A 16,674-nucleotide genomic window follows, 5' to 3' on the forward strand; every position below is an offset into this window, starting at 1 on the left:
CGATGGACTCTTCCGCACTTCGACCCAACGCAACCGAAAGGACCGATCATGATCGCTAACCGTCGACCCATCCGCCTGTCCTTCACCGCCGCGCGGCACCAGTCGGGCATGAGCCTGCTGGAGATCATCATCGTCATCGTGTTGATCGGCGCGGTGCTGACCCTGGTGGCCAGCCGCGTGCTGGGCGGTGCCGACCGGGGCAAGGCCAACATCGCCAAGGCGCAGGTGCAGACCGTGGCATCCAAGATCGACAACTACCAGATCGATACCGGCAAGCTGCCGGGCGCGCTCACCGATCTGGTGACCGCACCGGCCGGCGTTGGCGGTTGGCTCGGCCCGTACGCCAAGCCGGCCGACCTCAACGATCCGTGGGGGCACGCACTGGAGTACCGCGCACCCGGCGAAGGCCAGCCGTATGAGCTGATCAGCCTGGGCAAGGACGGCAAGGCCGGTGGCAGCAGCGTCGATGCCGACATCCGCTACCAGCCGTAATCCCGCATGACGTATTTCCTGCCGCGCCGGTTGCCCCGACCGCGCCTGCACGGCAGGCGTCCGGCGGGGCTGTCGCTGCTGGAGATGCTGCTGGTGATCGCGCTGATTGCGGCCATCGGCCTGATCACCGCGGCGGGACTGTCGCGTGGCTTCGCCGGCATGCAGCTGCGCAGCGCCGGCAAGGACATCGCCAACCAGCTGCGCATGGTGCGTGCACAGGCGATCGCGCGCGGCGAACCGCAGCGGTTCGTGATCGAGCCGGCACGGCATCGCTGGCAAGGGGCGAACCAGCGCCAGGGCGAGCTGCCGGCACAGCTGACGGTGCGTTTCGAAGGCGCTGCGCAGCTGGCCACTGCGCCAGGGCAGGGTGTGATCGAGTTCCATCCCGACGGCGGTTCCAGTGGCGGCCGCATCCGCCTGCAGCGTGATGCCGCCGAATGGCGCATCGACGTCGGCTGGTTGACCGGTGAAGTCCGCTCCGGCCCATGGCAGGCGCAGTGATGCGGCGGGCGCGCGGTTTCACGCTGCTGGAGGTGATCGTGGCCTTCGCTCTGCTCGGGCTGGCGCTGACCCTGCTGTTGGGCAGCCTGTCCGGCGGTGCCAGGCAGGTGCGCGAGGCCGAGCTGCGCACGCGCGCCGTCCTGCATGCGCAATCGCTGCTGGCCGCGGCGGGCGTGGATGCGCCGCTGCAGGTGGGCCAGCAGCAGGGCGACTGGGAAAACGGGCGCTATCGCTGGGAGCTGCAGGTGCAGCCCTGGACCGAGCCACGCGCCGGCAACGTCGCGGCCACGCAGTCGCCGGGTGCACCGTGGCTGGCCGAACTGCAGTTGCAGGTGCGGTGGGGCGATGGCGAACGCGAACAGCTGCGCTGGCGCAGCCTGCGCCTGCTGCCGCCGGACCTGGAGCGCGCGCGATGAAGCGGAGCGCTGCGGGATTCACTCTGGTTGAGGTGATGCTGGCGACCGTGCTGCTTGCCGGTGGCCTGGCGCTGGCGTTCGCCAGCGTGCGCTCGGCGATGGCGGTCAGCCAGCGGGGTGAACAGATCGCTGCCGAAAGCGAGCGGATGCGCGCGGTGCAGGCCCTGCTGCGGCGACAGCTGGCCGGGGCGATGCGCAGCCCGCTGGAAGTGCCAGACCCGACCCGCGAGCCGGTGTTCTTCCAGGGCGAAGAGCAACGGATGCTGTTCGTCGCTGATCTGCCAGGCTACCTCGGACGCGGCGGGCCCTATCTGCATGCGCTGCAGGTGGACGGCAAGGCCGGGCAGCAGCGTCTGCTGCTGGACCTGGTCCTGCTGCAGGAGGGCGAGCGCATCGCCGAAACGCCACCACGCCCGCCCGAGGTGCTGGTGGATGGCCTGCAGGCTGTGGAGATGCGCTATCGCGGCATCGATGCCGGCAGCGGGCAGATGACCGAGTGGCTGCCGCGCTGGGAAGACACCCGTCGCCTGCCTCTGCTGGTGGAACTGCGGATCGTGCCGGTCCGTGGTGCCGCATGGCCGCCCCTGGTGGTGGCCCCCCGCCTGGGCGGCGGTGGAGGGGGGCGTTGATGCGGTCGCGCGGGGCCGCACTGGTGCTGGTGCTGTGGTTGATCGCGCTGATGACCGCACTGGTCGGCGCGTTCGCGCTCAGCGCCCGCGTCGAGCATCTGCAGGAGCGCGTGCTCGACGACGATGCACGTGGCCAGGAGCGTGCTCGTGCGGGACTTGAGTACGCACTGATGCGGCTGTCACCGGATCCGCTGCGCGCGCCGTGGCAGGCCGATGGTCGCACCTATCGCTGGCAGTTCGACGGTGCCCGCATCGAGATCCAGGTGCTGGACGAGAACGGCAAGATCAACCTGAACCTGGCCGACGTGGCGCTGCTGACCGCATTTCTGCAGGCACTTGGCGAACCGGTGGACAACGCGCGCCAGCTGGCAGGCGCGATCGTCGACTGGCGTGACGAGGACAGCCTGCTGCAGCCCGGCGGCGGTGCCGAGGCACAGGATTACGCTGCGGCCGGGCTGCCGTATGGGCCCCGCAACAAGCGCTTCGAGACGCTCGGCGAGCTGCAGCGGGTGCTGGGCATGAACGGGCCGCTGTACCGGAAGATGCTGCCGCACCTGACCCTCTACAGCCGCCAGGCACGACCGGATCCGCGATTCGCCAGCGCTCCCGTGCTGACCGCGCTGGGCCTGGATGCCGACCTCGTGCTGGCGCAGCGGAACCCGCCGGAGCGTGACGGCGATCCGGCGGATGGATCTTCAGCGCTTGCCAGCAGCAGCGGCACCTATAGTATCGAGTCCCGTGTCATCGACGGCAGTGGACGCAGGTCGGTGTTGCAGGCAGTGGTTCGCAATGGCTCCGGGGGGATTCCCGGGCGGTCCTACACAGTGCTTCGCTGGGAGCAGGGAATGACGGCAAGATGACGGCTTGGCAGGACAGTCTGCGGCAGGTGCAGGGCCAGATCGGTCCTGGCGCCGGCCGTTTCCTGCGCTGGTGGCGGCACTCGTTGCTGGCGTGGGTGCCGGCGCGCTGGCAATGGGCGCTGGGCTGGGCCCAGGCACGGTTGCTGCTGCAGCGCGAGGGTGACCAGCTGCAGGTCTGGCGCGAAGCGGGCGAGCGCCGCGAGGCGGTGGTCACCCTGCCGTGGCCCTCGTCTCCGGCCGCACTGGATCGCGTGCTGGAGCCGCGCCTGCGCAGCCTGCCGCGATTCTGGCTGCTGCCGGTGGAACGGGTCCTGCGTCGCACCCTGCGGCTGCCGGCGGCGGCCGGCGACCGGCTGCACGCGGTGGTCGGTTATGAGATCGACCGGCAGACCCCGTTCGAGGCCAGCCAGGTCAGCTATGACGTGCGTGAACTGGGCGCGGCAGGGGAAGGCCAGCTGCAGGTCGAACTGGTGGCCTGGCCGCTGCGCCAGATGGAGGCCTGGCGTGCCAGCGTGGGCGAGTGGGGCGACGCCCTGGCCGGCGTCGACGCGATCGATGCGCAGGCTGGCACGCTGCAGGTCAACCTGTTGCCGAGCGCCCAGCGCCAGTCGCGGCCCGATCCGATGCGGCGCTGGAACCTGCTGCTGGCCCTGGCCGCGCTGGTGATGCTGGTACTGGCTGGACTGCAGCTGCTGGACAACCGCCGCGCCGCCGCCGACACACTACGTGCGGACGTCGAACGCAGCGCGCGCAGCGCCCGGGGTGTCGCCAGTGAACGCGCCCAGCTGCAGGCACTGATCGACGGCGCGGCCTTCCTGGAGTCGCAGCGCCGCCAGCATGCCGGCACGGTGGAAATCTGGAACGAGCTGACCCGCCGTCTGCCCGAAGGCACCTATCTGGAGAAGCTGGCCATCGAGAACAACGGCCTGCAGCTGATCGGGCTCAGCCGCGAAGCCTCGCAGCTGGTGCAGCTGCTGCAGGATGCTCCGCAATGGCGCAAGGTCAACCTGACCGGTGTGCTGCAGGCGGACGGCGCCGGCAGCGGCCGGGACCGCTTCACCATGACTGCCGAACTTCAGCCGTTGCCCGCGGCGGCACCGGCAACGCCGACAGCAGCGACTCCGGAGGCGGCCGATGCCAAGCGCACGCCGTGACCGCTGGCTGGCGCTGGCGCTGCTGCTGGCGGTGCTGGGCCTGGCTTACCTGTTGCTGGTGCACCCTTGGTTCACCCAGCCGCTGCGCGAGATCGATGCCGATGTCGCGGCCCTGCGCGAGCGCCAGCAGCGCGTGCAGGCGCAGCTGCAGCAGCAGCCCCAGATCGAACAGCGGCTGCGCGCCACCCGTGAAGCCTTGCAACGGCAACCCGGCTTCCTGCAGGAGGCCACTGCCGAAGCCGCGGCCGCCGCGCTCGGCGCGCGCCTGCAGGATGCGGTGGCCACTGCAAGCCCCGGCAACCGCAGCTGCACCATCAGCAACCGCACGCCGCTGACCGACAATCGCCGTGATGCCGAGTTCGTCCGTGTCGCCATGCAGGTACGCCTGCGCTGCGGCGTGGCGGAACTGGCGACCGTGCTGCACAGCCTGGAAACCGGCAGCCCGCGGTTGTTCGTGGACAACCTCAATCTCATCGCGCAGCGCTTCCAGCAGTCGCCGAACGAATCCGGGCTGGGCCTGGACGTCTCCTTCGAACTGGCCGGCTACCTGTTGCCCGGTGCCGCCAGTGGCGCTGCGGCAGTACCTCCCGCAGCGGAGCCTGCCGCGGCCGCCCCGGCCCCGGTCGAGCCGCCGCCACCGGCGGCCGCCGAGGGAGAGGAGGTCGCCGATGAAACGTGAGCCCCTCAGCCTGCGCACCGCTTTCCTGCTGGCTCTGGCCGGCTGGTCCGCGGCGGTATGGCTGGCCACCGGTTTCGGACTGGGCAGTCGCCTGCCGGCCGGCGGGGCCGACGCCGACCCCGCAGCAGCACTGCCGGTGCTGCCGGCGTTCGCTCCGGAACGGATGGCCAGTGCGGACAGCTACAGCGCCATCGCCGCGCGTCCGCTGTTCGCCGAAGACCGCAGGCCGCGCCCTTACCTGCTGGGCGGCAGTGAACCCAGCGCCAGTGCCGCATTGCGCCTGACCGGTGTGCTGCTCACGGACGACTTCGGCCTGGCCACGTTCAGTACCGAGCAGAACCGCTCGCTGCGCCTGCGCCTCAATGGTGACGCGGTCGACGGTTGGCAGCTGGTCGCGCTGCAGCCCCGCCAGGCGACGGTGATCGGCCCGGGCGGCAGCCAGGTGCTGGAACTTGCCGTGTTCAACGGGCAGGGCGGGGAGCCACCGACGGTCCTGCGCGGCAGTGCCGGTGCACCCGCACCGGGCGTGCCGGTGCCACCGCCGGTAGTGCCGCTGCCGGCGCAGGCCGCGCCGGCACAGGCGGCGACCGCACCGCAACGTGCAGCCGACGCCACACCCGCGCCGGCGTCTGCTGCCGCACCCCCGCCGCCGGCCAACAGCAACGGGCCCAGCGAAGCGCAGATGCAGGCCATCCGCGAGCGCATCCAGGCCCGCCGCCGCCAGCTGCAACAACAACAGCAACAACAGTCGCCGCCGCCTTCGGGCAATGGCGCCAACCGGTAGAGTGAGAGCATGAGCCTGCGTTTTCTTCCTTGGTCCTTCGTGCTCGCGCTGCTGGTGGGCTGCGGTACCGTCTCCAGCCCCCATGTGCAGCGCAAGGGCGCCCTGCAACCTGCGGCCAGCGCCGGCCAGGCCGCAGCGGACGTCCAGGCCGATGCGGCGGCCGACAGCCAGGGGGCACCGCAGGCGGTCATCCGCCGTGGCACCGGCACGATGATCAATCGCGAGGCCGCGCGCGCACCGTCGCCGGCATTGCATGCGGCCGGCACCGGCAGCGCCACGTTCAACTTCGAGGGCGAATCGCTGCATGCCGTGGTCAAGGCGATCCTCGGTGACATGCTGGGCCAGAACTATGTGATCGCGCCGGGGGTGCAGGGCACGGTCACGTTGGCCACGCCCAAGCCGGTCTCGCCGGCACAGGCGCTGAACCTGCTGGAGATGGTGCTGGGCTGGAACAACGCGCGCATGGTGTACAGCGGCGGGCGCTACAACATCGTTGCCGCCGACCAGGCGCTGGCCGGCACTGTCGCGCCGAGCACCGCACCGGCCTCCAGCGCGCGCGGTTTCGAGGTCCGGGTGGTGCCGCTGCAGTTCATCTCCGCCACCGAGATGAAGAAGGTGCTGGAGCCGTACGCGCGGCCCAACGCCATCGTCAACGTCGACAGCGGCCGCAACGTGATCACCCTCGGCGGCACCCGTGCCGAGCTGGAGAACTACCTGCGCACGGTCGAGATCTTCGATGTGGACTGGCTGTCGGGCATGTCGGTGGGCGTGTTCCCGATCACGTCCGGCAAGGCCGAGCAGGTTGCCAGCGACCTGGAGAAGGTGTTCGGCGAGGAAAGCAAGACGCCCAGCGCCGGCATGTTCCGCTTCCTGCCGCTGGAAAACGCCAACGCGGTCCTGGTGATCACCCCGCAGGTGCGCTACCTGGACCAGATCCAGCAATGGCTGGACCGCATCGATACGGCCGGTGGCAGTGCCCGCCTGTTCTCCCATGAGCTGCGCTACATCAAGGCGCGCGATCTTGCCGAGCGGCTCAGCGAGGCGTTCGCCAGCAGCGGCAAGCGGGGCGGCTCGAGCCCTGCATCGCTGGCCCCGGGTGCGATTCCGTCGCAGCTGGACAGCGACAGCGACCGTGGCATCGACAGCAACAACAGCAGCAGCTTCGGCTCGACCCCGGGCAGCAGTTCCAGTGGCGGTAATGGCAGCTTGAACCTGCCGCAGCGCCAGTCCGGCAACGTCAGCGTCAGCCTGGAAGTGGAAGGCGACCGGGTCGGCGTGTCGGCGGTGGAGGAAACCAATACGCTGCTGGTGCGCGCGACGCCGCAGGCCTGGCGCTCGATCCGCGAGGTGATCGAGAAGCTGGACGTGATGCCACTGCAGGTACATATCGAAGCCCAGGTGGCCGAGGTCGCTCTGGATGGCGACCTGAAGTACGGCGTGAACTGGTTCTTCGACAACGCCGTGGCCGGGCGTGCACTGACCGGAGCCTTGAGCGGTGTGACCCTGCCGGCCGCGGCGGGTGGCTCCTGGAGCAGCTTCGCCGGTGCTGCGACCGGCGGCGAAGGCCTGGGTTGGGCGTTCACCGGCCACAATGGTGCAGCGGTGGTGAGCGCGCTGGACAAGGTCACCGATGTGCGATTGCTGCAGACCCCGTCGGTGTTCGTGCGCAACAACGCCGAGGCCACGCTCAACGTGGGTGACAAGGTGCCGATCAGCACCACCACGGTGAACACCGGCGTCGGCACCAGCAGCTACAGCTCGGTGCAGTACATCGATACCGGCGTGATCCTGAAGGTGCGCCCGCGCGTGACCCGCGACGGCACGGTGTTCCTGGACATCGTGCAGGAGGTCAGCAGCGCGTCGGATGTGCCGGAGAACTGCAATCCGCAGGAGCGCAACTGCAACCCGCGCATTTCCACCAAGAAGCTGGCTACCGAGGCCGCCGTACAGAGCGGCGACACCATCATGCTGGCCGGCCTCATCACCGACTCGGCCACCGACGGCAGCAGCGGCATTCCTGGCCTGAGCCGGATTCCGGTGATCGGCGCACTGTTCGGGCAGAAGAGCCGCACCAGCCGTCGTTCGGAGGTGATCGTGCTGCTGACGCCCAGCATCGTTCGCAATGCGCAGGAAGCGCGCACGTTGACCGACGAGTACAGCGAGCGTTTCCGGGCGATGGAGCCGCTGAACCAGCCGCGCGCAAAGAAGTAGGGGGTTACGGCGGGGCGACACCCGCCGTTTCCATGAACCCCGCTTCGGCTCCGGCCTCTGCACGTGCCGGGTGCAACCCGGCCAACACCCTCCCGGTGCTACGCTGTGGCCACCGACAACCACGGAGGCGGGATGGGGGCGATCGTGTTGTTGCCGCTGTGCGTGGACGATGCGGCGCTGGACCGGTGTCTGGCCGCACTTGATGCCGGTACGGCACCGGGTACCGCGGTCTGGTTGGCCGACGATGCCCAGACCGGACCACGCGCTCAGGCGGTCGTCGAGCACTGGCTGGCGAACACGCCACTGCAGGCCGAGTACACCCGCCGCGCCCGGCCGCTGGGCGAGGTGGCCCATCTGGATGAAATGCTGCGTGCCTGCGAGGGGCTTGATGTGGCCGTGCTGGCACCGGACAGCGTACCGGCGCCGGGATGGCTGCAGCAGCTGCAGGACGCCTTCGCCCGCGATGCGGCCATTGCCACCGCCACGCCCTGGTGCAATGCAGGCGAGACCGCGGCCTGGCCCCGGCTGGGCGAGATCAATGCCGAGCCCATCGATACTGCGCTGCTGGCGCAGACCTGCGCCGCACTGCCGACCCTGCACCCGGAGCTGCCATCGGCGGTCACGCATGCGGTACTGGTGCGCGGCAATGCACGTCGCCGTGCCGGCGGACTGGACGTGGAAAGCTACGCCGGCTGGAACGCTGCGCTGGTCGATCTGAGCCTGCGCATGGCGGGCCTGGGCTGGCGCAACGTGCTGTGCGAGAACGCGTTCGTCAGCCGCGCCGGCGAAGCGGTCAGCCGCGATGGCGATCTGGAGGCGTTGGCCGCGCGGTGGCCTGGCTGGGTGCCACGCCTGGCCGACTTCCTGATGCACGATCCGCTGCACGAACTGCGCGCGGACCTGCAGCAGCGGATGCGGCAGGCGATAATGCCGCGCGAACAGGGCGATCTGTTCGTCCCGTCCGCGTCGGAGCCAACCGCTTGAATGCCGCCATTGCCGCCATCGTCGTTACCTACCAGAGCGGCAGCACCATCGATGCCTGCCTGTCGCGGCTGCGCCAGTCGCAGGATGTGGCGGAAATCCGGGTGATCGACAACGGTTCGGTGGATGGCACGCTGGATATCGTGCAGCGGCACGCCAGCCACGACCCGCGCGTGCGCTTCATCGGCAACCCGGACAATCCGGGCTTCGCCGCCGCCAACAATCAGGGCGCGGCCGATTCGCACAGCCCATGGCTGGCGTTCATCAACCCGGACCTGATGGTCGAGCCGGAAACCCTGGCCAGGCTGCGCGACCGCGCGCACGTGCTCGGTGACTGCCTGCTCGGGGTCGAGCAGGTGGATGAGCACGGTCATGCCGATGAGGCGGTGCGCCGCCGTGATCCGGATTTCCTGGCCATGCTGCGCTCGCCGGGCAGCGGCTCGAAACTGGCTATTCCGCGCGATCCGGCAAAGACGCTGCAGCCGGTGCCGGCGCTGTCCGGCGCGCTGCTGCTGATGCCGCGGACGCTGTTTGATCGTCTCGGTGGCTGGGACGCCGGTTACCGGTTGCACGCCGAGGACCTGGACCTGTGCCGGCGCGCGCGCGAGGCGGGCGCGGTGGTGGCGATCGCCAACGACCTGCAGGTCACCCATGTGCGCGGCGTGTCCAGCCGTTCGCGGCCCTTCTTCGTCGAGTGGCACAAGCACCGCGGATTGTGGCGTTACTTCCGCAGGTTCGAGGCGCCACAGCGCTCGTTGCTGGTGCAGGTGGCGGTCTGGGGGGCGATCTGGGCGCACGCGCTGCTGCTGGTGCCGAGACTGCTGCGCAGATCCCTGTAGTGTCGAGCGTGTCCGGCGGCGGCGCGCATGGGCGGGCCCCCCGGTTCACCCCGCCGGGCGCATAATCCGCCTCATGCCTATCATCCAGTCCCTGCTCGACACCGATCTGTACAAGTTCACCATGATGCAGGCGGTGCTGCACCAGCACCCCGGCGCCCAGGTGCAGTACCGGTTCAAATGCCGCACGCCCGGCATCGACCTGGCCCGCTTCATCGACCAGATCGATGAAGAGATCGACCACCTGTGCAGCCTGCGCTTCAGCGACGCCGAGCTGGATTACATGCGTGGCCTGCGCTTCGTGAAGCCCGATTTCGCCGATTTCCTCGGCCTGTTCCACCTGGACCGCAAGTACATCCAGCTGCGTGCCTCGACCCGGGTGCCCGGCGAGATCGAACTGGACATCACCGGGCCCTGGCTGCATACGATCCTGTTTGAAGTACCGCTGCTGGCCATCATCAACGAAGTCTGGTTCCGCAACACCACCACGCCCGACTTCGCCGAGGGCGAGCGCCGCCTGCAGGCCAAGGCCGCGCTGCTGCGCGACACCCCCGGCTTCGAGCAATGCCGCATCGCCGACTATGGCAGCCGCCGTCGCTACTCGCGCGACTGGCATGCGCGCCTGCTGCCGCTGCTGCGCGATGCGCTCGGCCCGCAGCTGGTCGGCACCAGCAACGTGCATTTCGCCCGGCTGTACGGCATGACCCCGCACGGCACCATGGCGCACGAGTACCTGCAGGCATTCCAGGCGCTGGGGCCACGGCTGCGCGATTCGCAGGTGGCGGCATTGGAGTCATGGGCACGCGAGTACCGCGGTGACCTGGGCATCGCGCTGTCCGACGTGGTCGGCCTGGACGCCTTCCTGCGCGACTTCGACATGTATTTCTGCAAGCTGTTCGACGGCGTGCGCCATGACTCGGGCGATCCGTTCGACTGGGGCGACCGCATGCTGGCGCATTTCCAGCAGCGCCGGGTCGATCCGCGCAGCAAGGTGCTGGTGTTCAGCGATGGGCTCGACATCGCCAAGGTGATGCGCCTGTACGACTATTTCCGCGGTCGCTGCCAGGTGGCCTTCGGCGTCGGCACCCACCTGACCAACGATCTGGGCCCGACGCCGTTGAACATCGTCATCAAGATGGTCCGCTGCAACGGCCAGCCGGTGGCCAAGCTCAGCGATTCGCCGGGCAAGAGCATGTGCGACGACCCCGGCTACCTGGCCTACCTGCGTCAGGTCTTTGAACTGCCGGACCCGGCTTAAAGGTAGTCGACCACCACCAGGTAGGCGCCCCGCAGCGGTTGCTGCTGCGGCGCTTCCACGCGGTAGCGCTCGGAGAAGGCGATGTCGCCGACGCGCATGGCGCTGGCCGACACGGCCAGCTGCTGGCCATGGCGCTTGCCATCGCGCAGCGTCGCGGCCTGGCTGTCGCCCACCGCGGTCACCGCCACCGTCGAGCCCTTGGCCGACGGCGGGCAGGCCGCCAGGCTCAGCTCGCCCTGGGACAGGGCCGTCGTGCAACCCGGCTCGGCGATGCGGCCGCTGAACCGGATGCTGCCACTGCTGGCCTGGGCCAGCGCACTGACGGACATCAGGGCCACGCACAGCAGAAGGGAAGTCCTCATGACACGTTCTCTGGTTCGGTGTGTCCTAGTTAGCGACAGCTCCGGACGGCCTTTAATAGGCAAAATCCGAATCTGCTAGGGCCATCACCAACAAAGAGTGATGCGCATCAAATAAGGCGCTGGCCGCCTGAAAACAGCCTCTTTCAGGCGCGCCCGCCACCGGGTCGAAGACGTCATCTGCTGTCGTTCCCCCACCTTTGCCGGTCCGCGCCAACTCCCCATCGGCCGCCAAGCCAAAAGTGCCTATCACGTCACATTTGGGGCGTCAATAAACCATCGTTCAGAAAAATAATGGGACTTTCATCACAGTTCTGCATATACTTGCGTCACGGATTCAGGGGTAGGTATGTCCGAATCCGGCCACAGGTGAGACGCAAGGATGGGTCTTGAAGCCCGGCAGTGCTCCTTGCTTCCTCCTCTACTTCCATCTCTTCAGTAGGGTTAGGTAAAAGCAATGCACAAGATCAACATCATCGCGGCTCTCATGCTGGCCGCTGCTCCGCTGGCCGCCAACGCTGCCGACGGCACCATCACCTTCAATGGCAAGGTGACCGACAAGACCTGCACCATCTCGACCCCGGGCGGCAAGGACTTCGCCGTTACCCTGCCGACCGTGTCCAAGAACACCCTGGCCACCGCCGGTGCCGTCGCGGGCCGCACCCCGTTCGCCATCAACCTGACCAAGTGCAGCGCCGGCAACGTCGCCACCTACTTCGAGCCGGGTTCGACCGTTGACTTCAACAGCGGCCGCCTGATCAACCAGGCTTCGGCCAACGCTGCCGGCAACGTGCAGCTGCAGCTGCTGGGCTCGAACAACCAGTTCCTGCCGGTGAAGGCCGCAGGCACCGGTCTGGCCCAGGACAACTCGCAGTGGGTGACCGTTGCCACCGACGGCACCGCCAACCTGAACTACTACGCCGAGTACTACGCCACTGCCGCCGCCACCCCGGGCGACGTCACCAGCAGCGTCAAGTACACGATCATCTACAACTGATCATCGCCGTACCCGCACTGGCCGGCGTACGCGCCGGCCAGCGCTCCGCGGCCCCTGGCCCCACACCTCGAGCGTAGTACTTCCGATGAAAGCTCTCTTTCCCCGGGCGCTGCTGCTGGCAGCGTCGACGCTGCTCTTCTGCCAGGAAGCCATGGCAGGCGTGGTGGTCAATGGCACGCGTGTGATCTATCCGGCGCAGTCGCGCGAAGTCACCGTGCAGGTCGACAACGTGGGCGACTCGCCCGCGCTGGTGCAGGCCTGGATCGACAGTGGCGACGCCAACCAGACGGCCGACACCAGTGATGCCCCGTTCGTGCTGACGCCGCCGATCAGCCGCGTCGAGCCGGGCCGCAGCCAGGCGCTGCGCCTGATCTTCTCCGGCGCGCAGCTGCCGACCGATCGCGAGTCGGTGTTCTGGCTGAACGTGCTGGACGTGCCGCCGTCGCCGGACAACGCCGAGAACGGTGAGCAGAACTACCTGCAGGTCGCGTTCCGTTCGCGCCTGAAGCTTTTCTATCGGCCGCAGGGCCTGAAGGGCGTCGCCAACGACGCACCGGCAGCCCTGCGCTGGACCCGCAGCGGTGACCGCCTGCGGGTGGAGAACCCGAGCCCCTTCCACGTGACCCTGGCCGAAGTGCATGCCGTGACCGGCAGCAGCGAAAAGGCGGTCGAGGACAAGGGAACGATGGTCGCACCGAAGCAGAACCTGGAGTTCGCCGCACCGGCGGGCACCACCGAGGTGCGCTTCATCACCATCAACGATTACGGCGGTCGGGTGGAGCACAAGGTCCGCCTCGACAGCACCGGGGGCTGAACGCGCCGCGCTGGCCAGGGCCTGCGCATCCCGCCACCGCCGCCGTGCGGCGAATTGAAGGAATGTCAGTGTGATCGGAAACAGATTGACATTGTCGATCCATCAGGCGCTTTGCCTGTTGGCTGCCGGCGTGGCCTGCCCAGGATGGGCGCTGGCTGCCCCGGCCAATCTCGGCGAACAGGCGCTGATGGCGCAGACTGGGGCGGCGACCGCGCGTGCGCCGGAGTCGGCGCAGTTCAACTCCAGCTTCCTCTCCGGCCAGGCCAAGCAGGTCGATCTGGCGGCCTTCAGCAACGGCAATCCGATGGTCGCCGGCACCTATCGCGTGGACGTCTACGTCAATGGCGCCTGGCAGGGCCGCCGCGACGTGCAGTTCAAGGCGGATGCACAGGGGCGCGTCGATGCCTGCCTGGCGCTGCCGATGCTCGAGGAAATGGGCGTGGACAGCGAGGCGGTGCTGCTGCAGCAGGATCCGTCGGTGCCGACCGATACCTCCACGTGCGTGCCGGTGCAGCAGCGCATGGCCAATGCCTATGGCGTCTATGACAGCGGCAACCTGCGTTACGACCTGAGCATCCCGCAGGTGTTCCTGCGCCGCGAAGCGCGTGGCTACGTCAACCCCGCGCTGTGGGACCGTGGCATCAACGCCGGCTTCGTCGGCTACAGCTTCAATGCCATCGACAGCGACAGCCGCGTCGATGGCGGACAGCGCAACCGCAGCGCCTATCTGGGCCTGAATGCCGGCCTGAACCTGGGTGGCTGGCAGTTCCGCCACGATTCCAACCTGACCTGGACCGAGGGCGACGGCCGCCACTGGCAGAGCATCGCCACCTACGCCCAGCGCGGCATCCCGAAGATCCGCGGCATGCTCACTGTGGGCGAGGCCTACACCACCGGCGAACTGTTCGAGTCGATCGGATACCGGGGTGCCAGCCTGGCCAGTGACGACCGCATGCTGCCCGATTCGCTGCGCGGCTACGCGCCGGTGGTGCGCGGCATCGCCGAGACCAATGCGCGGGTGGAAGTCCGGCAGAACCAGCAGCTGATCTATTCCTCCACCGTATCGCCGGGCAGCTTCGTCATCGACGATCTGTACCCGACCGGTTACGGCGGTGACCTGGAAGTGAGCGTGATCGAGGCCGATGGCCGCCGCCGCGAGTTCAAGGTGCCGTTCGGTTCGGTGCCGCAGATGCTGCGCGAAGGCGTCTCCCGCTACTCGGTGACCGCCGGCCAGGTCCGCAACGAGCTGCTGCGCGATGAACCCTGGCTGGCGCAGGGTACCTACCAGCGCGGCATCGGCAACCAGCTGACCCTGTACGGCGGCAGCGCGCTGAGCGAAGGCTACGTTTCACTGCTGTACGGCATTGGCCTGTCCACCCGGATCGGTGCGTTCGCGGCCGATGTCACCCATGCCCGTACGTCGTTCAACCACTACGGCGACCACACCGGCGCCAGCGTGCGCCTGAGCTACAGCAACATGATCGGCGAAACCGGGACCAACCTGACCCTGGCCGCCTATCGTTATTCGACCGAAGGCTACTACAGCCTGCAGGACGCCCTGTACGGACGCGACGCGGATGATCGCGGCATCGACCCGACCACCCGTGGCCGCCAGCGCAGCCAGTTCCAGCTGACCCTGAACCAGCCGCTGGGCCGCCGTGCCGGTGCGCTGTACGTCACCGGTTCGGTGCGTGACTTCTACGACCGTTCCGGCACCTCCAAGCAGTACCAGGTGGGCTACAACAACGCCTGGCGCTCGGTGAACTACGGTTTCTCGGCACTGCGCACCGAAGAAGGCATCCTCGGCCGGGCCGACACCCAGTACCTGTTCTCGATGAGCGTTCCGCTGGGCCGCGGGACCCATCCGGTGTCGTTCAGCGCCGACCTGGGCGCGCGTGACCGTGGTGGCTACGACAACAGCCGCGTGGGCATCACCGGTTCGGCCGGCGTCGACAACAACTTCAGCTACGGCGTGGCCCTGTCCGATTCCCGCGAGGGCAACACCACCGCGGTCGGCAACGCCGAGTACCGCAGCCGCTACACCGCGCTGAACGCGACCTACAGCCATTCCAGCGATTTCCGCCAGGCATCGGTGGGCGCCAACGGCAGCGTGGTCATGCATCCGGGCGGCGTCACCTTCACTCCGCAGCGTGGCGATACCATGGTGCTGGTCGAGGCGCCGGGCGCGCGCGACGCGCAGGTGACCAACGCACCGGGCCTGCGCATCGATGGTCGCGGCTACGCCGTGGTGCCGTACGTATCGCCGTACCGCCTGAACACCGTGACCCTGGATCCGCAGGGCATGGCGCATGACGTCGAGCTGGAAAGCAGCAGCCAGTCGGTTGCACCGTTTGCCGGTGCCATCAGCTACCTGCGCTTCGATACCCGCAAGGGCAACGCGCTGCTGATCCAGGTGCGCAATCCCGATGGCCGCACCCTGCCGTTTGGCGCACAGGTCAAGGACGAGCAGGGCCAGCCGGTGGGCATGGTCAGCCAGGGTGGCCGCCTGTATGTGCGCAGCGAGCAGGATCACGGCCGACTGCAGGTGGAGTGGGGCGCCGGCGCCGACCAGCGCTGCACCGTCGATTACCAGGTTCCGGCGGGCGCCGATGCGTCCAAGACCGGCTTCATCCCGCTGGAGGCAGCATGCCGATGATTCTTTCCCGTGGCCGCAAGGCGCTGGCCGCACTGGCCGTGCTGGGGGGCGTGCTGCTGGCCCAGCAGGCCAGCGCCGCATGCCGCATCCAGACCAGCGGGTTCACCGCGCAGGACGTGACCATGGACATGGGTCAGATCGTGATCCTGCCCAGCACCCCGGTTGGCGGCGTGATCAAGGAGATCAGCGTTGCGATCAACCAGCAGAACAGTGTCGCGCGCTGCGACTGGTCCGGCGGTCGCTCCATCGGCGAGTACGTCAATGCCGCACAGAAGCGCCCGGTGGCCGGCTTTTCCAACGTCTATGAAACCGACGTGGCGGGCGTGGGCATCCGCCTGTTCCGCGACTCCGGCGCCATCCAGACCTACTATCCTCACTCGATCAACTTCAACGGCAACGCGACCATCTCGCTGATCGGTGGCCAGTTCCGCATCCAGCTGATCAAGACCGCTGCGCAGACAGGTTCGGGCATCATCGCGCCCAATGGCCGTTTCACCACCTATTACTTCGATGGCGACAGTGCCAGCCGGCCGGTGCTGACCTCCACCTTCAAGGGATCGGGCACGACCGTGGTCAGCCCGACCTGCGAGGTGGACGCCGGCAGCCGCAACATCGCGGTGGACTTCGGCAGTGTCCCCAACACCTCGTTCACCGGCGTCGGTTCGCGCGCGGTCAACCGTGACTTCGACATCCGCCTGAACTGCCAGGGCAGCAATGTTGCTGCCTACCAGAGCAAGATCGGCATCCGCCTGGATGCCGACCAGGACAGCTCCAACATGCCGGGCGTGCTGAAGCTCAGCGCGGCTGCCAACAGCGCGACCCGCATCGGCATCCAGATGGTCCAGCGCGATGGCACCACCGAGCGCGAAGTGCGCTTCGGCCAGGCGATCAATGTCGGCACCACCATACCGGGCACCAGCACCATGACCCTGCCGCTGCGCGCCCGCTATGTACAGACCCAGGCCGGTACCGTCGGTGCCGGTGTCGCGAACGGACAGGCGACTTTCACCATCCAGTACGAGTAACGGCCAACGGCCGTTCCACCGC

Annotated in this window: 17 protein-coding genes; 16 read left to right on the top strand and 1 reads right to left on the bottom strand. The window is 68.3% G+C overall.

Annotated elements, in window-relative coordinates; translation table 11 throughout:
• Positions 1–48: 48 nt before the first annotated feature.
• The 12 genes from gspG to pncB all read left to right on the top strand — a co-directional run bounded on the left by gspG (position 49) and on the right by pncB (position 10,801).
• Positions 49–492, top strand: a complete 444-nt coding sequence (gene gspG, locus N7367_RS12205) for a type II secretion system major pseudopilin GspG (protein ID WP_053520019.1) — start codon at positions 49–51, stop codon at positions 490–492.
• 6 nt (positions 493–498) lie between these two features.
• On the top strand, positions 499–993 hold the full coding sequence (locus N7367_RS12210) for a GspH/FimT family pseudopilin (RefSeq protein ID WP_074901860.1): 495 nt from the start codon (positions 499–501) through the stop codon (positions 991–993).
• The gene (locus N7367_RS12215) at positions 993–1,409 is read left to right on the top strand and encodes a prepilin-type N-terminal cleavage/methylation domain-containing protein (RefSeq protein WP_074901859.1); all 417 of its coding nucleotides are present in this window, start codon (positions 993–995) and stop codon (positions 1,407–1,409) included. The genes N7367_RS12210 and N7367_RS12215 overlap by 1 nt, the downstream gene beginning before the upstream one ends.
• On the top strand, positions 1,406–2,038 hold the full coding sequence (locus tag N7367_RS12220) for a type II secretion system protein J (RefSeq protein ID WP_128989080.1): 633 nt from the start codon (positions 1,406–1,408) through the stop codon (positions 2,036–2,038). Before N7367_RS12215 ends, N7367_RS12220 begins: the two co-directional genes overlap by 4 nt.
• Positions 2,035–2,898: a general secretion pathway protein GspK gene (locus N7367_RS12225; protein ID WP_128989082.1), complete on the top strand. Its 864-nt coding sequence runs from the start codon at positions 2,035–2,037 to the stop codon at positions 2,896–2,898. The genes N7367_RS12220 and N7367_RS12225 overlap by 4 nt, the downstream gene beginning before the upstream one ends.
• Entirely contained in the window at positions 2,895–4,052 is a 1,158-nt protein-coding gene (locus tag N7367_RS12230; protein WP_164151715.1) for a PilN domain-containing protein, read from the top strand. The genes N7367_RS12225 and N7367_RS12230 overlap by 4 nt, the downstream gene beginning before the upstream one ends.
• Complete coding sequence (gene gspM, locus N7367_RS12235; RefSeq protein WP_164151713.1) at positions 4,033–4,731, top strand: type II secretion system protein GspM; 699 nt, start codon at positions 4,033–4,035, stop codon at positions 4,729–4,731. The genes N7367_RS12230 and gspM overlap by 20 nt, the downstream gene beginning before the upstream one ends.
• Positions 4,721–5,515: a general secretion pathway protein GspN gene (locus N7367_RS12240; RefSeq protein ID WP_279942476.1), complete on the top strand. Its 795-nt coding sequence runs from the start codon at positions 4,721–4,723 to the stop codon at positions 5,513–5,515. The genes gspM and N7367_RS12240 overlap by 11 nt, the downstream gene beginning before the upstream one ends.
• Before the next feature lie 9 nt (positions 5,516–5,524).
• Positions 5,525–7,726 (top strand): type II secretion system secretin GspD, encoded by a 2,202-nt coding sequence (gene gspD / locus N7367_RS12245; RefSeq protein WP_164151709.1) that lies wholly within the window; start codon positions 5,525–5,527, stop codon positions 7,724–7,726.
• A 132-nt stretch (positions 7,727–7,858) separates the two neighbouring features.
• Entirely contained in the window at positions 7,859–8,710 is an 852-nt protein-coding gene (locus N7367_RS12250) for a glycosyltransferase (RefSeq protein WP_279942477.1), read from the top strand.
• On the top strand, positions 8,707–9,546 hold the full coding sequence (locus N7367_RS12255; RefSeq protein WP_065182821.1) for a glycosyltransferase family 2 protein: 840 nt from the start codon (positions 8,707–8,709) through the stop codon (positions 9,544–9,546). The genes N7367_RS12250 and N7367_RS12255 overlap by 4 nt, the downstream gene beginning before the upstream one ends.
• A gap of 73 nt (positions 9,547–9,619) precedes the next feature.
• A complete protein-coding gene (pncB, locus tag N7367_RS12260) occupies positions 9,620–10,801 on the top strand; it encodes a nicotinate phosphoribosyltransferase (RefSeq protein WP_053518866.1) in 1,182 nt (393 codons plus the stop codon).
• Here pncB and N7367_RS12265 read toward each other — a convergent pair.
• Positions 10,798–11,163: a hypothetical protein gene (locus tag N7367_RS12265; RefSeq protein ID WP_053518868.1), complete on the bottom strand. Its 366-nt coding sequence runs from the start codon at positions 11,161–11,163 to the stop codon at positions 10,798–10,800. The two genes, pncB and N7367_RS12265, sit on opposite strands and share 4 nt — an antisense overlap.
• 454 nt (positions 11,164–11,617) lie before the next feature.
• Between N7367_RS12265 and N7367_RS12270 the strand changes: the two genes are divergently transcribed.
• From N7367_RS12270 to N7367_RS12285, 4 genes are all read left to right on the top strand, one after another.
• Positions 11,618–12,157, top strand: coding sequence for a fimbrial protein (locus N7367_RS12270; RefSeq protein ID WP_053518870.1), 540 nt, complete (start codon positions 11,618–11,620; stop codon positions 12,155–12,157).
• A gap of 85 nt (positions 12,158–12,242) precedes the next feature.
• Positions 12,243–12,971 carry a molecular chaperone gene (locus N7367_RS12275; RefSeq protein ID WP_053518872.1) on the top strand — a complete coding sequence of 243 codons (729 nt, stop codon included), beginning with the start codon at positions 12,243–12,245 and terminating at the stop codon, positions 12,969–12,971.
• Between the two features lie 91 nt (positions 12,972–13,062).
• A complete protein-coding gene (locus N7367_RS12280; protein ID WP_345781896.1) occupies positions 13,063–15,627 on the top strand; it encodes a fimbria/pilus outer membrane usher protein in 2,565 nt (854 codons plus the stop codon).
• Positions 15,618–16,652 (top strand): fimbrial protein, encoded by a 1,035-nt coding sequence (locus tag N7367_RS12285; RefSeq protein WP_128989097.1) that lies wholly within the window; start codon positions 15,618–15,620, stop codon positions 16,650–16,652. The genes N7367_RS12280 and N7367_RS12285 overlap by 10 nt, the downstream gene beginning before the upstream one ends.
• The last annotated feature ends 22 nt before the right edge of the window (positions 16,653–16,674 follow it).

This window comes from Stenotrophomonas sp. GD04145, from assembly GCF_029835135.1.
Taxonomy (GTDB): domain Bacteria; phylum Pseudomonadota; class Gammaproteobacteria; order Xanthomonadales; family Xanthomonadaceae; genus Stenotrophomonas; species Stenotrophomonas maltophilia_P.